The organism is Pseudomonas sp. XP1, assembly GCF_053557675.1.
The window spans coordinates 72,237-91,311 of record NZ_JBNRIJ010000025.1 but is presented as its reverse complement, the minus strand read 5'-3'; the positions used below and the strand labels follow the sequence as shown (position 1 = coordinate 91,311).

Genomic DNA, 19,075 nt, shown 5'->3' with positions numbered 1-19,075 from the left:
CTTCGCCCGTGTTCGCGGGCAAGCCCGCTCCCACAGGGATCACGCCAGCTTTTAGAAATTGAGCAAGACAGTTGCTCCCACAGGCACTGCACCACCTTCGCAACCTGTGGAGTACCTTGTGGGAGCTGGCTTGCCGGCGATAGGGCCAGTACAGGCAGTGCGAGAAGTTGCCAAAAAAAACCAGATCAGTGCTTCAACGCCAATACCGCGAATCATCCACCACCCTGGCATGCCCCTCGAACAGCGCTGGCAGTTGCTCCTTGAGGTAGTCGATCCAGGTACGCACCTTGGCATCCAGGTAGTGCCGTGACGGGTAGATCGCGTACAGCGCGCTCTCGCGCAGGCGATACGGCGCCAGCAACCGGCACAACCGCCCCTGCTCGATCGCCTGGCTGGCGGTGTAGAACGGCAGCAGGCCAATGCCCATGCCCAGCTCGCTGGCCACCAGCATGGCGTCGGCGACGTTGGTGGAAAAACTGTCGCTCGGTGCGATCACGCACTGGTCCACCCCTTGCGGGAACACCCAGTCACCTTCGTACATCGGATAAGCCATGCGCAGGCAACGGTGCTGGTGCAGGTCTTCCGGGCGCTCTGGCACGCCATGGGCCATCAGGTAGCTTGGCGCCGCGCAGGGGATGCTGAAAATGTTGCCCAGCGGCACGGCGATCAGCTGCGAATCCGGCAACGCACCGTCCACGGTAATCACCACGTCATGCCCTTCGGCCAGCGGGTCGGGGTTGCGCTGGGACAGGGTCAGCTCGATCACCACCTCCGGGCACAGTGCGTTGTAGCCGGCTACCAGCGGCATCAGCAACAGGCCCATGCCGTGCGGGCAATGCAAGCGCAGGTGGCCGCGGGGCGTGAGGTGCGCGCCACGGGCTTCGCCCACCGCCTCTTCGGTCAGCAACAGGATCTGCCGCGAGCGCTCGAGAAACCGCTCGCCCGCCTCGCTCATGCGCAAACGCCGCGTGGTGCGGTGCAGCAGGCGGGTCTGCAGCTGGTTTTCCAGCTCGGCAACGATGCGCGAAACCTGAGCCGCGGAAATGTCCAGGGCATTGGCGGCCGCAGCGAAGCTGCCGCATTCCACCACACGGGCGAAGGTACGCATGGCATGCAGCATGTCCATGAAGGTGTGCTCCTTGTTCGGTCTTATTCTTGCGTTACAGGCAGGAATCTATCACGAGTTAGCCCATTTATTGTGGATGACCAATGAATGGATCATTAGCCATACATTGAAAAAAAGGAGCCTGCCATGAAACGTTCGATCGCTGTCCTTGCCGTTGCCGCTACTCTCGCCTCGTTCGGTGCCTTTGCCGACACCGGCAGCAACCAGCCGGTCAGCAGCAGCAATTATGAATACGGCATGCCGCTGGATGTGGCCAAGGTCATCTCCATCACCCCGGCCACCAACGCCGCCGACTGCCAGGTTGGTACCGCGCACATGGTGTATGTCGACCATCAGGGCCAGAAACACGAAATCGACTACCGGGAAATGGGCAACTGCTCGCAGCAGTGAGTCAGGCCAGCACCTCGATGATCCAGCCGACCTGTTGCCTGAAGTCGTCGATTTTCGCCTGAGGCACCGCACCGCGGGCCCGCTCGAAGTTGGCCAGGGTCTGTTGCTTCTGCCGCAGCATGCGCCGCCACTTGACCAGGAACGCCTCGCTTTTCTCCTGCACCAGCACCGGGCCGAAATACAGCTGTTCAGCGCTGTACGCCGCCCCGCCCGGCTCGGCGACGATGATCTCGTAGTCGAAGCGGTTTTCCCGCAGCAGTTCTTCGCTGACGATCCGGTAGCCATTGCCCATCAGCCACTGGCGCAGTTCGCGCTCGGCGCCATTGGGCTGCAGCACCAGGCGGGTGACGCCAGCCAGGCGCTGCTTGCCGGCCTCGAGGATCTCGCACATGGTGTCGCCACCCATGCCGCAGATGCTGATCACCGAAATGCGGTCTTCCGGCTCGACCGCTGCCAGGCCATTGGCCAGGCGTACGCTGACCCGCCCTTCAAGGCCGTTCCTGCGCACGTTGCGCTGGGCCGAGGTGAACGGCGTCTGCGCCACCTCGCCCGCCACCGCCGCGTCCAGTACGCCGCGCAGCATCAAGGCCACCGGGAGGTAGCCATGGTCCGAGCCGATGTCTGCCAGGCGTGCACCTTGCGGTACTTGTGCAGCCACGCGCTCCAGGCGCCTGGACAATGTCTGTTCGTTCAACGTAAACCCCTGCTTTGCAATCGGCCGCGATTCTGACGGCGAACGCCGCGCATTTCAAACTCCGGGGTGCCCTCGACCGGGCCAGCGCGCTCGCGTAGGCTTGCCGCTTTCCTTCCGTAGCAAGGCAAAACACACAATGGCACAAGCAGACATCATCTACACCCCGGACCCGGACGCCGAGTCGATTTCCTCCGACGTCGCCGAATACAACGGCGTGCTGGTCACCACGCAGATCCCGACCCACGCCGATGGCAGCCTGGAACTGGGCGGCATCGTCGAGCAGAGCGAGTGCACCCTGCAGGCACTGAAAGTGGCGCTGGAGAAGGCCGGCAGCGGCATGGACCGCGTGCTGCACCTGACCATCTACCTCACCGACATGGCCGACCGCGCGGCATTCAACGAGGTTTACCAGCGCTTCTTCAGCAAGCCCTGGCCGGTACGCGCTGCCGTGGGTGTGGCTGCACTGGCGGTCGAAGGCATGCGCGTGGAAGTGACCGCAATGGCCGCCAAGCGCTGATTCACCTCCAAGGGCCCTATCGCCGGCAAGCCAGCTTGTGTCTTGAGAGCGCTGCCCTCAGGCCAGTGCAGTACCTGTGGGAGTTGGCTTGCCGGCGATAGGGCCGGTGCAGGCAGTACACCTCTCGGCACCCCGATGATGCCGCCAGCCCGTTTCGCCGCTACAATGCCCGCCTAAACCGTGACAGCCCGAACCTATAACGACATGTCCCTTCCAAAGAATCACCTGGAACTGCTCAGCCCTGCCCGTGACGTGGCCATCGCCCGCGAAGCGATCCTGCACGGCGCCGACGCCATCTACATCGGTGGCCCGAGCTTCGGCGCGCGCCATAACGCCTGCAACGAAGTCAGCGATATCGCCGAACTGGTCGAGTTCGCCCATCGCTACCATGCACGCGTGTTCACCACCATCAACACCATCCTTCACGACAACGAGCTGGAGCCCGCGCGCAAGCTGATCCACCAGCTGTACGACGCCGGTGTCGACGCATTGATCGTGCAAGACCTGGGGGTGATGGAGCTGGACATCCCGCCGATCGAGCTGCACGCCAGCACCCAGACCGACATCCGCACCCTGGAACGGGCCAGGTTCCTCGATCAGGCCGGTTTCTCCCAGCTGGTGCTGGCGCGTGAACTGAACCTGCAGCAGATCAGCGCCATCGCCGCAGAAACCGACGCTGCCATCGAGTTCTTCATCCACGGTGCGCTGTGCGTGGCCTTCTCCGGCCAGTGCAACATTTCCCATGCGCAGACCGGCCGCAGCGCCAACCGTGGCGACTGCTCGCAAGCCTGCCGCCTGCCCTACACCCTGAAGGATGACCAGGGCCGGGTGGTCGCATTCGAGAAGCACTTGCTGTCGATGAAGGACAACAACCAGACCGCCAACCTGGCTGACCTGGTCGATGCCGGCGTACGCTCGTTCAAGATCGAAGGCCGCTACAAGGACGTGGCCTATGTGAAGAACATCACCGCCCACTACCGCAAGGAACTCGACGCCATCCTCGAAGGCCGCCCGGAGCTGGCCCGCGCCTCCAGCGGTCGCACCGAACATTTCTTCGTGCCCGACCCGGACAAGACCTTCCACCGCGGCAGCACCGACTACTTCGTCACCGACCGCAAGGTCGACATCGGCGCCTTCGACTCGCCAACCTTCACCGGCCTGCCGGTGGGCGTGGTGGAAAAGGTCGGCAAGCGTGACATGCTGGTAGTCACCGAGGTGCCGCTGACCAATGGCGACGGCCTCAATGTGCTGGTCAAGCGCGAAGTGGTGGGCTTCCGCGCCAACATCGCCGAACCGCGTGGGGAGTTCGAGGAAGACGGCGAGAAGCGCTACCGCTACCGCGTCGAGCCCAACGAAATGCCCGAAGGCCTGCACAAGCTGCGGCCCAACCACCCGCTGTCGCGCAACCTCGACCACAACTGGCAGCAGGCCCTGCAACGCACCTCGGCCGAGCGCCGTGTCGGCGTGCAATGGCACGCGGTACTGCGCGAGCAACGCCTGGCATTGACCGTCACCAGCGAGGAAGGCGTGAGCGCACAAGTGGCACTGGACGGCCCGTTCGGCCCGGCCAACAAGCCGCAACAGGCGCTGGAACAGTTGCACGACCTGCTCGGCCAGCTGGGTACCACCATGTACCACGCCGACAGCATCGAGCTGGACGCCCCGCAGGCGTACTTCGTCCCCAACTCGCAGCTCAAGGCCCTGCGCCGCGAAGCCATCGAGGCGCTGACTGATGCACGGGTTCAGGCGCACCCGCGTGGCGGGCGCAAGGCCGAGACCACGCCACCGCCGGTTTACCCAGAGTCGCACCTGTCGTTCCTGGCCAACGTGTACAACCAGAAGGCCCGCGACTTCTACCACCGCCACGGCGTGCAGCTGATCGATGCGGCCTACGAGGCCCATGAAGAGCATGGCGAAGTGCCGGTGATGATCACCAAGCACTGCCTGCGCTTCTCCTTCAACCTGTGCCCCAAGCAGGCCAAGGGCGTGACCGGCGTGCGCACCAAGGTGGCACCGATGCAGCTGATTCAGGGTGATGAAGTGCTGACCCTCAAGTTCGACTGCAAGCCGTGCGAAATGCACGTGATCGGCAAGATGAAAAGCCACATCATCGACCTGCCGACCCCAGGCAGCGCGGTGGCCCAGGTGGTGGGGCACATCAGCCCGGAAGACCTGCTGAAGACCATTCCGCGCGGGCCGCATTGATCGATAGCCTGTTCGCGGGCAGCCCCACCCACAGGTACTGCGCCAGCGTCACGGTCGATACAGTACCTGTGGGAGCGGGTTTACCCGCGAACACCAGCGTAGCCGGTGCCATCCACTGCTCAGCGAATCTGGTGCTTGTGCAGCAACCGATAGAACGTCGGCCGCGATATACCTAGCACCTTGGCCGCCACGCTCAGGTTGTCACTGTGCCGGCTGAGTACATCGCACAGCGCCTGGCGCTCGGCCCGGTGCTTGTACTCTTCCAGCGTGCCCAGCGGTTGCTGCACCTGGTCGAGGGTCTGCAACCCCAGGTCCTGCGCCTCGATTTGCCGGCCTTCGGCCAGCACCAGCCCGCGCCGCACACGGTTGGCCAATTCGCGGACATTGCCGGGCCAGTCATGCCGGCCCATGGCCGCCAGGGCATGGTCGCTGAACGAACGCGGTCGACGCCCGGTTTCCAGGCTGTAGTAATGGGCAAAATGGCTGGCCAGCATCGACAGGTCGCCATGCCGGTCGCGCAAAGGCGCGGTCACTACCTGCAACACGTTCAGGCGGTAATACAGGTCTTCGCGAAAGCGCCCTTGCTCGATGGCCCTTTCCAGGTCCACATGGGTAGCCGCCAGCACCCGCACATCCACCGGGATCGGCTGGCTGCCACCCACACGCTCGATGTGCTTTTCCTGCAGAAAACGCAGCAAGTTGGCCTGCAACTCCAGCGGCAGGTCGCCAATTTCATCGAGGAACAGCGTGCCGCCATGGGCCGCTTCGATGCGCCCGGCCTTGCGCTGATGGGCACCAGTGAAAGCGCCCTTTTCATGGCCGAACAGTTCCGACTGGATCAGGTGCTCGGGGATCGCTCCGCAGTTGATCGCAATGAACGGCTGCTCGCTGCGTTGCGACTGGCGGTGCAGGGTGCGGGCCACCAGTTCCTTGCCAGTGCCGCTTTCGCCGCGGATCAACACCGGCGACTCGGTAGGCGCCAATTTGCCCAGCAGTTTGCGCAGCTCGCGGATCGGGCGGCTGTCACCGAGCAGCTCGTGGCTGGTTTCATCCACCCTCGCCACCCCTTTGCCGCGCAAGCGGGCCATGCCGAAGGCCCGGCCCAGGGTGACCAGCACGCGGGAAACGTCGAACGGCAAGGTGTGGAAGTCGAAGAACCATTCACAGACAAAATCGCCGACGGCCGGCATGCGCAGCTGTTCGGCGCTGAGCACCGCAATCCATTCGGTGTTGCTGCGCTTGATCAAGTCCTTGACCCCGTCCGGGCGCCTGAGATGTGACGCCTGCAAGCGCAGCAGGCCCACATCGCAGGGATGATCCAGCGCGGTTCCGAGCATGCAGCTGTGTACATCCCAGCCTGCGCTAGACAATCCAGGCAACAAACGGTGGCAGTCATCGCAGGGGTCGACGATGAGCAAACGGCGTTGGGCGGCAGGCTGCTGCATGACCGATCCTTGGCGCCAGTTTTCGGTTTTTTGAAATAAAACAGTAAGTTGTGGCGCCCGATTAACAGTAGCAACGAAGTTGACGGTTCCCAGTACCGTCTGTCTGCCGAATCATTTTTTTACAATCAATGACGGGAATTTTCGCACTTTATCGACATCACATGGCGGCGTGGGCAAGAACGGATTCGAACCTGGCAAATTTTTTTCAACCAATGTGTGACTCGCCCCCGGACAACGAGCATCAGTACACATAACCCCGCGCTGCACTTCGCGATAACCGAGGCGACTTTGAAGCAACGCGGACTTACCTGGATGTTTGGGACCATAGAGAGACCGAACCATGAATGCCCCGCTCCGTGTCAACGAAGCACTGCTGATTGCCGACCACGCCTTCGAACCTTTCCAGTGCGTAGCCTGGGATGCACCCAACGGTACTGGTGAACTGAGCCTGGCAGTGATCGACCGGACCAGCACCCGCATCGGCAGCAAGCAAGTGTCCTCGCGTATCTACTCCGACCCGGCCCAGTGGGCCAGCCTGATCGAGGAAGTGCGCGCCGAGTTGTGCGAGAAAGGTTACGACCTGCAACCGTGGTCGATGCCGAAATAATATCGGCCGGCAAACCAAGTGCGTGCATCGCCACGCACTTGTACAACTTCCGGGTTGCTGTTCTGGCAACTTTTCTTATTGCGACATAGTGTCGCACCGATACTTTTCAATCCACCAAACTGAACTGTTGCAGATGCTGGTAATCAGCCTGAAGTTGTTGCGCCAGACGCTGCGCACGCCCCAGGCGCACTGGTGCCAGTTCCATATCCACCAGCAGAGTGGCACACGGCATCGGCTGCACGGTATTCCAGTGCTGCAGACGACCGTCGGTAAACACCAGGCAGCGTAGCGCTTCTTCGGGGTGGGCTCGTCGCCGCGCCTGCAACCATTGCCGGGCCTCTTCCAGTGCAGCGATCAACGGCGTGCCGCCACCGGCCCCCAAGGCTTGCAGCCACGGTTGCAAGGCGGCCGAGGCCTTCAGGCCGTGGCGCTGCCACTGCGGCGTGCGCCCGCTGGCGGTAAGCAGGGCCAGCCGGGCCCGCTGGCGGTAGGCGTGGTCGAACAGCGCCGCCAGCAGCCCTTTGGTTTGTGTAAGCGCCTGGTGGCGGCGGGTCGAGGCCGACGCATCGACGATTATCAGCCACAGCTCTGCGGGCCTGGCCTGGCGTTGCTGCCAGCACAGGTCCTGGCGCTGGCGTGGCCGGCCCTTGAGCAGGGTCGGCAGCCAGGCCACCCGACCGGCCGCGGCATTGCGCGCCCGGCCTCGGCTGGCAACGTACTGCTTACCTGCGCCTGCTTTGGCATCCACCCCTTTGGCAGGTGGCTGGGGGATGCTCAGGGCTTTTTTGCCCAGTTCGGCACCTCGCGGCGGGTGCCACTGGCCACCGGCTGTGCCGGCATTGCCCCCCAGTCGCCCTGCGCGCCCTGTTCGCCAGGGTTGCCCGTGCCTTGTCGGCCGGGCTGTTGCTCAGGCTGCTGCGGAGCTGAAGGCGGGTTGGCCTGGGGCGTAACACGGCGGCGATGGCGCAAGGCGAACTCGGCCACTGCATCGACATCGGCCTCCTCTATGGCCTCGCCGCCACGCCAGGCGCAGTGGGCGCGTGCAGCGCGCAGCCAGACCAGGTCGGCGCGCAGGCCGTCGACCCCGGCGGCGTAGCAGCGTTCGGTGATCCAGGCCAGCGCCTGGTCGTCCAGGGCAATGTCCGCCAGGGCGTGGCGCGCCGCCTGGCAGCGCTCGCGCAATTGCGCCTGGGCCTCGGCCCATTGCGCGCAGAAGGCCTGCGGGTCGCTGTCGAAGGCCAGGCGCCGGCGAATGATCTGCTGGCGCGCCTCAGGCTCGGGCAAGCCTTCCAGAGCCACGTTGAGGCCAAAGCGGTCGAGCAACTGCGGGCGCAGTTCGCCCTCCTCCGGGTTCATGGTGCCGATCAGTACGAAGCGGGCACTGTGCCGGTGCGAGATGCCGTCGCGCTCGATGCGGTTGGTGCCACTGGCCGCCACGTCGAGCAGCAGGTCGACCAGGGTATCGGGCAGCAGGTTGACCTCATCGACATACAACACGCCGCCATCGGCCTGGGCCAGCACCCCGGGGGAAAACTGCGCCTTGCCCTGCCCCAGCGCGGCATCCAGGTCGAGGGTGCCGACCAACCGCTCTTCGCTGGCGCCCAGTGGCAGGGTGACGAACGGGCCCTCACCGAGCAGGTCGGCCAGGCCACGGGCCAGGGTACTCTTGGCCATGCCACGCGGCCCCTCGATCAGCACGCCGCCGATCCTAGGGTCGATGGCGGTCAGGCACAGCGCCAGTTTAAGGTCGTCGGCACCGACCACGGCTGCCAGTGGAAATTGCACGGGTTCACTCATTTCAAGCCTGTTCCTCGCCGTCGAGCAGTTGTTCCTCTAGGGCTTCGCGGTAGTCGCCAGGCGCCTGCCACAGGCCGCGCTGCTGGGCCTCCAGCAAACGTTCGGTAAGGTCGCGCAGGGCCTCGGGGTTGTGCTCGCGCATGAAGTCGCGGGTCGCCGGGTCGAGCACGTAGGCATCGGCCAGCGCCTGGTAATGATGGTCGTCGATCAGCTGCGTGGTAGCGTCGAAGGCGAACAGGTTGTCGACCGTCGCCGCCATCTCGAAGGCGCCTTTGTAGCCATGGCGCTTGACCCCGTCGATCCACTTCGGGTTCAGCGCCCGGGCGCGGATGACCCGGTTCAGCTCTTCCTTGAGGGTACGGATGCGCGGCCGGTCGGCCTGGCTGTGGTCGCCGTGGTAACTGGCCACTGCCGCACCGGACAAGGTTTCCGAAGCCGCCAGCATGCCACCCTGGAACTGGTAGTAGTCGTTGGAATCGAGCAGGTCGTGTTCGTGATTGTCCTGATTCTGCAGCACCGCCTGCACCTTGGCCAGGCGCTGGGCGAACTGGGCGCGGGCCGGGGTACCGTCGTCACTGGCGCCGTAGGCATAGCCGCCGTGGTTGAGGTAGACCTCGGCCAGGTCGTCGCGGCTGTGCCAAAGGCGCCCATCGATGGCGTTCTGCACCCCGGCGCCGTAGGCCCCGGGCTTGGCACCGAACACCCGCCAGCCAGCCTGGCGCGCGGCCTGCTCGGCGTCCACGCCCTGCGCCTGCAGCGCGGCGCGCTCGCTACGCACGCGGGCGGCCAGGGGGTTGAGATCGTCCGGTTCATCCAGCGCGGCCACCGCCCGCACTGCAGCATCGAACAGGCGGATGAGGTTGCCGAAGGCATCACGGAAAAAGCCGGAAACGCGCAAGGTCACGTCAACCCGCGGGCGGTCGAGCAGGCTGAGCGGCAGGATCTCGAAATCGTCGACCCGCTGGCTGCCGGTGGCCCATACCGGTCGCACACCCATCAGCGCCATGGCCTGGGCGATGTCGTCGCCGCCGGTACGCATGGTTGCCGTACCCCACACCGAAAGGCCGAGTTGGCGCAGGTGATCGCCGTGGTCCTGCAGGTGGCGTTCGAGGACCAGGTTGGCCGAGGCGAAGCCCAGGCGCCAGGCGGTGGTGGTAGGCAGGTTGCGCACATCCACGGTATAGAAGTTGCGACCGGTAGGCAGCACGTCCAGGCGCCCACGGCTGGGCGCGCCACTGGGCCCGGCGGGCACGAAACGCCCGGCCAGCGCCGATAGCAGGCCATTCATTTCGGCGCTGCCGCAGGCGTCCAGGCTGGGTGCCACCGCTTCGCGCAGCGCCTGCACCACATCGTGCACCGGCTGCCATTCGCTCTCGGCAGGCAACTGTGCGGTGCCGCCCAGCGCCTGGTCGATTACCTGCAGCGCCAGCAGTTCGAGGCGTTCGCGGGTATCGCCACAGGTGCGCCAGGGCTCGCTGCTCATGGCCTGCAACTGCTCGGGGCGTGCGCCCTGCCACGGCTGGCCGAGTTCGCAATCGAGCGGGTCGAAACCCGGCACCAGCGCCTTGGCCAGAACCCGCAGCAGGCTGGCATTGCCGCCGCGACCGTCGCCACGCTCGACCCGCGACAGCGCCAGCAAGGTATCCAGGCGCAGCCGGCCTTCCGGGGACTGGCCGAACACATGCAGGCCATCGCGAATCTGCGATTCCTTCAGGTCGCACAGGTAGGTGTCCAGGCGCGGCAACCACACCGCGGCATCGTCCAGTTGGCCTTCCAGTTGCAGTTCGCGGTCGATGTGGTTGGCCTTGACCAGTTCGAGAATGTCGCGCTGCAACTCGCGGGCGCGCCGCGGGTCGAGCAGCTGGGCCTCGTAGAACTCGTCGGCCAATTGCTCCAGGTGGCGCAACGGGCCATAGGTTTCGGCACGGGTCAGCGGCGGCATCAGGTGGTCGATGATCACCGCCTGGGTGCGGCGCTTGGCCTGGGCACCCTCGCCCGGGTCGTTGACGATGAACGGGTAGATGTTCGGCAGCGGGCCGAGCAAGGCGTCCGGCCAGCACTGCGCCGACAACCCGACGCCCTTGCCGGGCAGCCATTCGAGGTTGCCGTGCTTGCCGACATGGATCACCGCGTCGGCGGCAAAGGCATGGCGCAGCCAGAAGTGAAACGCCAGGTAGCCGTGCGGCGGCACCAGGTCCGGATCGTGGTACACCGCGCTGGGGTCCACCTGGTAACCCCGCGCCGGCTGAATGCCGACGAAGGTCAAGCCAAAGCGCAGGCCGGCCACCATCAGCCGGCCACTGCGGTACATCGGGTCTTGCTGCGGCGGCCCCCAACGCTCCAGCACAGCCTGGCGGTTGGCCTCTGGCAGGCGCTCGAAGGCGGCCTGGTAGTCGGCCAGGCTCAGGCTCTGCGCACAGGGGCGCAGGTCCAGATGGTCGAGGTCGTTGGTCACGCCGCCGAGCAACTGGTGGATCAGTTGCGTGCCACTGCCCGGCAAGTCGGCCAGCGGATAGCCTTCGGCCTGCAGGGCCTTGAGAATGTTCAGCGCCGCCGCTGGCGTGTCCAGGCCAACGCCGTTGCCAATGCGGCCATCCCGGGTCGGGTAGTTGGCCAGCACCAGGGCCACGCGCTTTTGCGCATTCGGCAGGCGCGCCAGCTCGACCCAGCGGCGGGCCAGTTCGGCGACAAAGTCCATGCGCTCGGGGTGGGCGCGGTAGCAGACCACGTCGGACTGGCTGCGCTCGCTGCGCCAGGCCATGTCCTTGAAACTGACCGGGCGGGTGATGATGCGCCCGTCCAGTTCGGGCAAGGCAATGTGCATGGCCAGGTCACGCGCCCCCAGGCCCTGCTCGCTGGCTTCCCAGCCGGGCTGGTTGTCTTGTGCGCAGATGGCCTGCAGCACCGGGATGTCGCGACGGAACGGGCGCAGGTTGGGGCGTTCGGGGCTGGACAGGGCAAAGCCGGTGGTGTTGACCAGCACTTCGGCCCCCACCTCGTCCAGCCAGGCTTCGACCTGCTCCAGGCAGGCGCTTTCCTTTAGGCTGGCCACCGCGATCGGCAACGGGTTGAGCCCGGCGGCCTGCAGGCGCTGGCAGAACACATCGATGAACGCGGTGTTGGCCGCCTGCAGGTGCGAGCGGTAGAACAGCAGCGGCGCCACTGGCTGTTCGGGGTGCCACTGCGGGTACCAGTCCTCCAGCGTGGCGCTGCCCTTGGCCGGGTGATACACGGCAGTGCGCGGCAAAGGCTGTGGTTCGTCCCAGGCATAGTCGCGGCCCAGCCACTGGCTGGCCAGGCAGTTGAACAGGTTGATGGCGTTGGCCTTGCCGCCCTGGCGCAAGTAGTGCCAGAGGCGTTCGGCCTGCTCGCCGCTGACACTGCCCAGGCTGGTCAGTTCCGGGTCCGGGCGGTCGTCGCCCGGCACCAGGATCAGTTGCACGCCTCGGCCGGCCAGCTCGACCAGCTGCTCGACGCCATAGCGCCAGTAGCCGACGCCACCGTGCAGCGACACCAGGATGACCTTGGCATGGCGAAGTACCTGGTCGACGTAAAGGTCGACCGAGGCATGGTTCTGTACCTGCATCGGGTTGGCCAGGCGCAGGCTGGGGTAATCCTGGGGCAATTGCTCGGCGGTATCGGCGAGCAATGCCAGATGGGAATCGCCGCTGCAGAGAATCACCAGCTCGGCGGGCGTCTGGCCGAGGTCGGCAATGCTGTCATCCGGCACGAAGCCGCCGGGCTGGGTCCGCAGCAGGTGCATGGGTCAGGCGCCCAGTGCCTGGCGCAGGCGCGCTTCCAGCTGGGCGGCGTCGAGGTCCTGGCCGATCAGCACCAGGCGGGTGATGCGCGGTTCGTCGGTGCGCCAGGCGCGGTCGAAGTGCTTGTCGAAACGGGTGCCCACGCCCTGTACCAGCAAGCGCATCGGCTTGCCCGGGATGGCAGCGAAGCCTTTGGCGCGCAGGATGCCGAATTCCACCACCAACTGGGTCAGGGCGTCGAGCAGCAGGCTTTCGTCGGCTTCTGGCAGGTCGATGGAGATGGAGTCGAAGGCATCGTGGTCGTGATCGTCATGGTCATCGCCGTCATGGTGCGAGTCGTGGTGGGTACGGCGGCCATCGATGTGCGCCTCGGACTCGGCACCCACGCCCAGCAGCACTTCCAGCGGCAGCTTGCCGCTGCTGGCTTCGATCACTTTGACCGCCGGCGGCAGTTCTTCGGCCACCTCGGCGCGGACCTTGGCCAGGCCTTCGGCGTCGATCAGGTCGGCCTTGTTCAGCACCACCAGGTCGGCGCTGGCCAGCTGGTCGGCGAACAGTTCGTGCAGCGGTGACTCGTGGTCCAGGTTGGGGTCGAGCTTGCGCTGGGCATCGACCTGGTCCGGGTAGGCGGCGAAGGTGCCGGCGGCCACGGCCGGGCTGTCGACTACCGTGATCACCGCGTCGACGGTGCAGGCATTGCGGATTTCCGGCCACTGGAAGGCTTGCACCAGCGGTTTGGGCAGGGCCAGGCCGCTGGTTTCGATGAGGATATGGTCCAGGTCGCCACGGCGTGCCACCAGCTCGCGCATCACCGGGAAGAACTCTTCCTGCACGGTGCAGCACAGGCAGCCGTTGGCCAGCTCGTAGACGCGACCGGTGGCTTCTTCTTCGGTGCAACCGATGCTGCACTGCTTGAGGATTTCGCCGTCGATGCCCAGTTCGCCGAACTCGTTGACGATCACCGCAATGCGGCGGCCCTGGGCGTTGTCGAGCATGTGGCGCAGCAAGGTGGTCTTGCCCGAGCCGAGGAAGCCGGTGACGATGGTGACGGGGAGCTTGGCCAGTGTTTTCATGTCGCATTGCCCTTGGCAGATTGGCGCGGGCATGCAGGACGACAGCCGCAGGCCAGGCCGGCCGGGCTTGTTCGCCACCGGATCACCCCGCCCGGTTGAAAGTCGAAAACGTGACGAGGCAGGTCTCCTGGCTCGCACCGTTCCATGTGCCCGCTGGTGCAGCAGGCTGGCGGGATGACGCCTTCCCGCGCGCGGGCGCAGTGGCTGTGTCGATCCGTTGTCGGTGCTTACAGTTGCGGGGGCAGCCGCGGCTTGTACCGCGTTCCCGTCTTAGCTTCGGCCTGGCCGAAGAACCTCGAAGTGGCAAGGCTACGCAGTGGCTGGCGGGTGGTCAACCATTGCTGTCGGGCTGGCCGACAACAAGCGCCGCAACTGCGTTAGAGTGGTGGCTTTGAGCAGCGAGGCCCACGGTGAAACCCCTGAACAAGCGCGATATGGCACGCCTGGAGCGTGAGCTGGTGGCTTGCCTGACCGAAGCCTGCGAAACCGCCAAGGCGGAGATCGTCGGTTTCAGCTGGCTTACCCATCGTCTGGCTCTCGAGGATTTTCCGGCCAGCCTGCGTATTACCTGGGTATTCGAGCGAGAGGCCGAAAAGGCCGCCGCCTTGGCGGGCGACGCCAAAATGCGCATGCTCGCGCTGACGGGCCTTGCGCTGGAGCAGGCCGGCATTCAGCTGGATCATCCAGCCTGGCATGTACGGTTTGACAGTGAAGAGGCGTGCCAGCAGAGCCACGGCGGCGATTGGACCAGGCGTTTGGTGGGGCGCTGAACCAGGGGCATGCGCGGCCCTGCAGGTCCGGTGCACGCCTTAAGGGCGACGCCGGCCATGTGGGAGCGGGTTTACCCGCGAACACGGGCGAAGCCCGTGCCATCCACCGCGTCGCCTGTCTCGCGGGTGAACCCGCACCCACAGGGTCCGTGGCGCACTCGCGGAATGTGTTTTCCCGCGACAACAATGCCTCTATCCGTTAGGCTACGCATTCCCCTGTCACGAGGTATTCGTCCAATGCGCCATTGATGCCGCCGTCCCTTCGACGGCCAGTCTTCAGCCTCCGGTTCGCTCCGGAGATGTCGCGGCATTTGTGGAGTTGTGCATGACGAACACGTCGATCCTGACGCTGGACAGCGTCTCCCTGGCCTTGCCTGACGGCAGGCTGTTATTTACCGACCTCAGCGAAACCTTCGACCAACGCCGCACCGGCCTGGTCGGGCGCAACGGTGTGGGCAAGAGCCTGCTCGGGCAGATACTTGCCGGCCAGCGCGAACCAAGCAGCGGCCAGTGTCGGCGCCTTGGGCGCGTCCATCTTCTGGACCAGCAGGTGATCGAGCACAGCGCCACGGTCGCCGACCTGGCCCAGGTGGGCGCGGTGCTCGCTGCGCTGGAGCGCATCGAGCAAGGCAGTGTCGCACCCAGTGACTTCGACGCCGTCGGCGAACGTTGGGATATTCGCGAGCAATTGCAGGGGCACCTGCAACGCCACGGCCTGGGCCAACTCGACTGGCACCAGCCCGCCCACAGCCTGAGCGGTGGTCAGGCCATGCGCGTGGCGCTGGTCGGCGCCTGGCTCAGCGAAGCGGACTACCTGATACTCGACGAACCGAGCAATCACCTGGACAGCGACGCCCGCGCCCAACTATTGGGCATGATCGAAGCCTGGGACCGGGGTTTGCTGGTGATCAGCCATGATCGCAGCCTGCTCGCGCACATGACGCGCATCGTCGAATTATCCAGCCTGGGCTTGCGGGCCTATGGCGGCAACTACACCTTCTATTCGGCCCAGAAAGCCAGCCAGACAGCGCAGGCCCAACAGCAACTTGCCCGGCTGAAACAGGAGGAGCAACGCCAGGCGCGCGAACTGCAGCGTCAGCGCGAAGACCTGGAACGTCATCAAGCCCGCGCCGGGCGCAATGCCAGGCACGCCAACCAGGCCAAGATCCTGGTCGACCGCCAGCAGGAGCGCAGTCAGGCCACTGCGGGCAAACAGCGCCGCGACCATCGCGACGCCCGGCAGGCGCTGCAGGGCAAAGTGCGTGACGCCGCCCGCGAAGTCGAGCAGGACAGCGCCATTACCCTGCATGCACCCACGCCGCAGCGTCATCCAGGCCGCGAAGTGCTGGCCCTGCAGGCGCTGCGCCTGCCACGCGGGACGCGCAAACCACTGAACCTGCGCGTGTGCCTGGGCCAGCGGGTGGGCCTGGTAGGCGCCAATGGCAGTGGCAAGTCCACCCTGCTCAGGCTGATGAACGGTGAGTTGCCAGCACCAACCGAGAGCCTGCGCCTCAGTGGGGAAACCGCCCTGCTCGACCAGCACTGCAGCGCACTGCCAGGCAATACCAGTGTGCTCGAGCACCTGCGCCAGGCAAACCCGACGCTGGCCCAGGGCGACTTGCGCAGCCGCCTGGCGCAACTGGGCCTGGATGCGGCCCGCATCGAACTACCCAGCAGCCTGCTCAGCGGGGGTGAGCGGATGAAGGCGGCACTGGCCGCCGTGCTATACCGCGAACGGCCGCTCGACCTGTTATTGCTGGACGAACCCGGCAACCACCTGGACCTGCCATCGCTGGCCGCACTGGAACACATGCTCGGGCAGTTTCGCGGGGCGCTGGTGGTGGCGTCCCACGACCAGGTACTGCTCGACCAGCTGGCGCTGGACGAGTACCTGCACCTGTAAACGCCGCAATAAATGCATTGCAGGCTATCAATTCGTGACTGGCCGTTCCCGATCTGCCACGGATGTATTATGGTGGCGTGGTGCGCATATAACAGCAGCCCGAGCAATCGGGCACTTGCAAGACAATGAGGGTGTCATGAGCAACGAAAGCATTAATTGGGACAAGCTCGGTTTCGACTATATCAAGACCGACAAACGCTACCTGTCCGTATGGCGCAATGGCGAGTGGGACAAGGGCACCCTGACCGAAGACAACGTACTGCACATTAGTGAAGGCTCCACCGCCCTGCACTACGGCCAGCAGTGCTTCGAAGGCCTCAAGGCCTACCGTTGCAAGGACGGTTCGATCAACCTGTTCCGCCCGGACCAGAACGCCGCCCGCATGCAGCGCAGCTGCGCCCGCCTGCTGATGCCGCAGGTGCCGACCGATGTGTTCATCGAGGCGTGCAAGCAAGTGGTCAAGGCCAACGAGAAGTTCGTGCCTCCGCACGGTAAAGGCGCCCTCTACCTGCGCCCGTTCGTGATTGGCACCGGTGACAACATTGGCGTGCGCACCGCCCCCGAGTTCATCTTCTCGATCTTCGCCATCCCGGTTGGCTCGTACTTCAAGGGCGGCATGAAGCCGCACAACTTCCAGATCTCCAGCTTCGACCGCGCAGCCCCCCAAGGCACTGGCGCGGCCAAGGTCGGTGGCAACTACGCCGCCAGCCTGCAGCCGGGTGCAGAAGCGAAGAAAGCCAACTTCGCCGACGCCATCTACCTCGACCCGCTGACCCACACCAAGATCGAGGAAGTCGGTTCGGCCAACTTCTTCGGCATCACCGCCAACAACGAGTTCGTCACCCCGAAATCGGCTTCGGTGCTGCCAGGCATCACCCGCCTGTCGCTGATGGAACTGGCGCAATCGCGCCTGGGCCTGACCGTGATCGAAGGCGATGTGGAAATCAACAAGCTGGACCGTTTCGTCGAAGCCGGCGCCTGCGGTACCGCGGCGGTGATCACCCCGATCGGCGGCATCGAGTACAACGGCAAACTGCACGTGTTCCACGACCTGGAAAAGGTCGGCCCGGTTACCCAGAAGCTCTACAACGAGCTGACCGGTATTCAGAGCGGTGACGTGGAAGCACCGGCTGGCTGGATCGTCAAGGTTGCCTGAGACGCTTTAGCGGCTTGAAAAACGGGGCATGCCAGCGATGGCATGCCCCGTTTTTTATTGGCTGACGCGGTCAACTATGATGGCACCGGCTGCGCCGGTGTTCGCGGCTAAAGCCGCTCCCACAGGTACAGCGCAAGCCTGAAGCCTGCGCCGTCCCTGTAGGAGCGGCCTTGTGTCGCGAAAGGGCTGCGAAGCGGCCCCAGGATATCCGCACAATGCACAAATCGAGGGGCCGCGCAGGCAGGTAGTTCTCATGCAAGGCGACGCTGTATCAGCAGGTGCCGGGCTTTGTCGAAGGCCCAGTTGTACAGCACGGTGTAGGGCAGGATGATCACGAAGAAGCCCAACTCCACCATGAACGCCTGCAGCAACGAAATCTCCAGCATCCACGCCGCCACCGGCAGACACCACACCACCAGCCCGGCTTCGAAGCCCAGGCCGTGCACAAAGCGTGCGCTGGCCTTCCAGTGGATGCGCTCGCCGCGGACGTAGCGATCGACCAGCGCGTTGTAGACCATGTTCCACAGCATGGCGATCACCGACAGGGTCACCGCCAGCGCTCCCGCCGTCGCCAGCGACTTGCCCATGATCCAGGACAACAGCGGCGCACACAGCAGCACCGCGAACACTTCATAACCGACAGCGTGAACCAGGCGTTCGGTGAAAGACACGTTTTTCATTGCAAAATCCATCCTTTGCGTGAGTCGTGCTTCCTATTTTCTTTGATAGAACTGATACTCGCGATATAGCTACCATCGATTTTATCAATACCATGCGCTACTCACCCGAAGCTCTGGTGGCTTTTGTCGAAGCTGCATCGCTGGGTTCGTTTTCCGCTGCGGCGCGCAAATTGCGCAAAAGCCAGTCGACGATCAGCATCGCCATCGCCAATTTCGAGGCCGATGTGGGTTGCCCGTTGTTCGAGCGTGGCGGCCGTCACCCCACGCTGAACGAGGCTGGGCGACAGGTGCTGAGCCATGTCGAGGCGATTCTCGATGCCAGCGCCCAGCTCGATGCCCTGGCGGTGCGGCTGGCTGAAAACGTCGAGGCACTGGTCTCGGTGGTGATGTCGGACAGCTACAGCGTGACGTTCCAGGGCGCGGTGATGGCCCGCTTCGCCCAGCACTACCCGCATACCGAGCTGCGCTGCGGCCCGTCGGAAGATGCCGACGTGATCGAGCTGATCCAGCAGGGCCTGGCACATGTCGGTATTCTCGCCACCCAGCCCAGCTACCCCGCTGACGTTGCCGTGGCACGCCTGCCCGAGCAGGCAGAGTTTGGTGTGTACGTGGCCAGCGGGCATCCGTTGGCGGCTTTGCCCCAGGTGCAGATGCAGCATCTGGAGAACGTCCGGCAGCTGTATATAAAGACCTATGCTCAAAGCTTGCACCAGGGGCGTGGCCAGGCCTGGTCGGCACCGGACTACCTCACCCTGCTGGAGTTCGCCGTGCGCGGGTTCGGCTGGGCCGAACTGCCCAGGGCACTGGTGGCACGCTTTGGCAGTGGGCTGGTGGAGCTGCAGGTGGCCGGGTACCCGCGACGGGTTGACATGGATGTGGCATGGTCGAGCCGGCGCGCGCTCGGGCCGGCGGGGCAGTGGCTGGTGCGGCAGATGTTGGGGCAATAGGCCT

16 protein-coding genes and 1 riboswitch are annotated in these 19,075 nt (G+C 64.9%); of the genes, 8 read left to right on the top strand and 8 right to left on the bottom strand.

What is annotated here, in order from left to right; genetic code table 11:
* Window positions 1-193: 193 nt before the first annotated feature.
* Window positions 194-1,126 carry a LysR family transcriptional regulator gene (locus ACK1U9_RS19385; RefSeq protein WP_046614367.1) on the bottom strand — a complete coding sequence of 311 codons (933 nt, stop codon included), beginning with the start codon at window positions 1,124-1,126 and terminating at the stop codon, window positions 194-196.
* Window positions 1,127-1,252: 126 nt separating this feature from the next.
* On the opposite strand from ACK1U9_RS19385, the gene ACK1U9_RS19380 reads away from it, so the two are divergent.
* A complete protein-coding gene (locus ACK1U9_RS19380) occupies window positions 1,253-1,516 on the top strand; it encodes a DUF2790 domain-containing protein (protein WP_085602298.1) in 264 nt (87 codons plus the stop codon).
* Between the two features lies 1 nt (window position 1,517).
* Here the strand turns inward: ACK1U9_RS19380 and ACK1U9_RS19375 are convergent, their stop codons facing one another.
* Window positions 1,518-2,210 (bottom strand): tRNA (adenine(22)-N(1))-methyltransferase, encoded by a 693-nt coding sequence (locus ACK1U9_RS19375; RefSeq protein WP_449110110.1) that lies wholly within the window; start codon window positions 2,208-2,210, stop codon window positions 1,518-1,520.
* Window positions 2,211-2,346: 136 nt separating this feature from the next.
* On the opposite strand from ACK1U9_RS19375, the gene ACK1U9_RS19370 reads away from it, so the two are divergent.
* Together ACK1U9_RS19370 and ACK1U9_RS19365 are read left to right on the top strand one after the other, a co-directional pair.
* Entirely contained in the window at window positions 2,347-2,727 is a 381-nt protein-coding gene (locus ACK1U9_RS19370; RefSeq protein WP_046614370.1) for a RidA family protein, read from the top strand.
* A gap of 204 nt (window positions 2,728-2,931) precedes the next feature.
* Entirely contained in the window at window positions 2,932-4,932 is a 2,001-nt protein-coding gene (locus ACK1U9_RS19365) for a peptidase U32 family protein (protein ID WP_449110109.1), read from the top strand.
* A gap of 119 nt (window positions 4,933-5,051) precedes the next feature.
* Here the strand turns inward: ACK1U9_RS19365 and ACK1U9_RS19360 are convergent, their stop codons facing one another.
* Entirely contained in the window at window positions 5,052-6,377 is a 1,326-nt protein-coding gene (locus ACK1U9_RS19360) for a sigma-54 dependent transcriptional regulator (RefSeq protein WP_108481843.1), read from the bottom strand.
* A gap of 340 nt (window positions 6,378-6,717) precedes the next feature.
* On the opposite strand from ACK1U9_RS19360, the gene ACK1U9_RS19355 reads away from it, so the two are divergent.
* Entirely contained in the window at window positions 6,718-6,984 is a 267-nt protein-coding gene (locus ACK1U9_RS19355) for a hypothetical protein (protein WP_013972506.1), read from the top strand.
* Window positions 6,985-7,090: 106 nt separating this feature from the next.
* Here ACK1U9_RS19355 and ACK1U9_RS19350 read toward each other — a convergent pair whose 3' ends face one another.
* The 4 genes from ACK1U9_RS19350 to cobW form a co-directional block, all read right to left on the bottom strand.
* Window positions 7,091-7,657, bottom strand: a complete 567-nt coding sequence (locus tag ACK1U9_RS19350; protein ID WP_196188866.1) for a vWA domain-containing protein — start codon at window positions 7,655-7,657, stop codon at window positions 7,091-7,093.
* Window positions 7,658-7,758: 101 nt separating this feature from the next.
* Window positions 7,759-8,781, bottom strand: a complete 1,023-nt coding sequence (locus tag ACK1U9_RS19345; RefSeq protein ID WP_449110108.1) for an ATP-binding protein — start codon at window positions 8,779-8,781, stop codon at window positions 7,759-7,761.
* 1 nt (window position 8,782) lies between these two features.
* Entirely contained in the window at window positions 8,783-12,544 is a 3,762-nt protein-coding gene (gene cobN, locus ACK1U9_RS19340; protein WP_449110107.1) for a cobaltochelatase subunit CobN, read from the bottom strand.
* Window positions 12,545-12,547: 3 nt separating this feature from the next.
* A complete protein-coding gene (gene cobW, locus ACK1U9_RS19335; protein WP_449110106.1) occupies window positions 12,548-13,615 on the bottom strand; it encodes a cobalamin biosynthesis protein CobW in 1,068 nt (355 codons plus the stop codon).
* A 100-nt stretch (window positions 13,616-13,715) separates the two neighbouring features.
* Window positions 13,716-13,928: riboswitch (cobalamin riboswitch) on the bottom strand.
* Between the two features lie 97 nt (window positions 13,929-14,025).
* On the opposite strand from cobW, the gene ACK1U9_RS19330 reads away from it, so the two are divergent.
* The 3 genes from ACK1U9_RS19330 to ACK1U9_RS19320 all read left to right on the top strand — a co-directional run bounded on the left by ACK1U9_RS19330 (window position 14,026) and on the right by ACK1U9_RS19320 (window position 17,444).
* The gene (locus ACK1U9_RS19330; protein ID WP_108481646.1) at window positions 14,026-14,385 is read left to right on the top strand and encodes a hypothetical protein; all 360 of its coding nucleotides are present in this window, start codon (window positions 14,026-14,028) and stop codon (window positions 14,383-14,385) included.
* A gap of 325 nt (window positions 14,386-14,710) precedes the next feature.
* Window positions 14,711-16,288 (top strand): ATP-binding cassette domain-containing protein, encoded by a 1,578-nt coding sequence (locus ACK1U9_RS19325; protein ID WP_046614377.1) that lies wholly within the window; start codon window positions 14,711-14,713, stop codon window positions 16,286-16,288.
* A gap of 136 nt (window positions 16,289-16,424) precedes the next feature.
* Window positions 16,425-17,444, top strand: coding sequence for a branched-chain amino acid aminotransferase (locus ACK1U9_RS19320; protein WP_046614378.1), 1,020 nt, complete (start codon window positions 16,425-16,427; stop codon window positions 17,442-17,444).
* A 251-nt stretch (window positions 17,445-17,695) separates the two neighbouring features.
* Here the strand turns inward: ACK1U9_RS19320 and ACK1U9_RS19315 are convergent, their stop codons facing one another.
* Window positions 17,696-18,124, bottom strand: a complete 429-nt coding sequence (locus ACK1U9_RS19315; RefSeq protein ID WP_046614379.1) for a multidrug/biocide efflux PACE transporter — start codon at window positions 18,122-18,124, stop codon at window positions 17,696-17,698.
* A 92-nt stretch (window positions 18,125-18,216) separates the two neighbouring features.
* Here ACK1U9_RS19315 and ACK1U9_RS19310 point away from each other — a divergent pair, with 92 nt between their 5' ends.
* Window positions 18,217-19,071, top strand: a complete 855-nt coding sequence (locus ACK1U9_RS19310; protein ID WP_046614380.1) for a LysR family transcriptional regulator — start codon at window positions 18,217-18,219, stop codon at window positions 19,069-19,071.
* Window positions 19,072-19,075 lie beyond the last annotated feature (4 nt).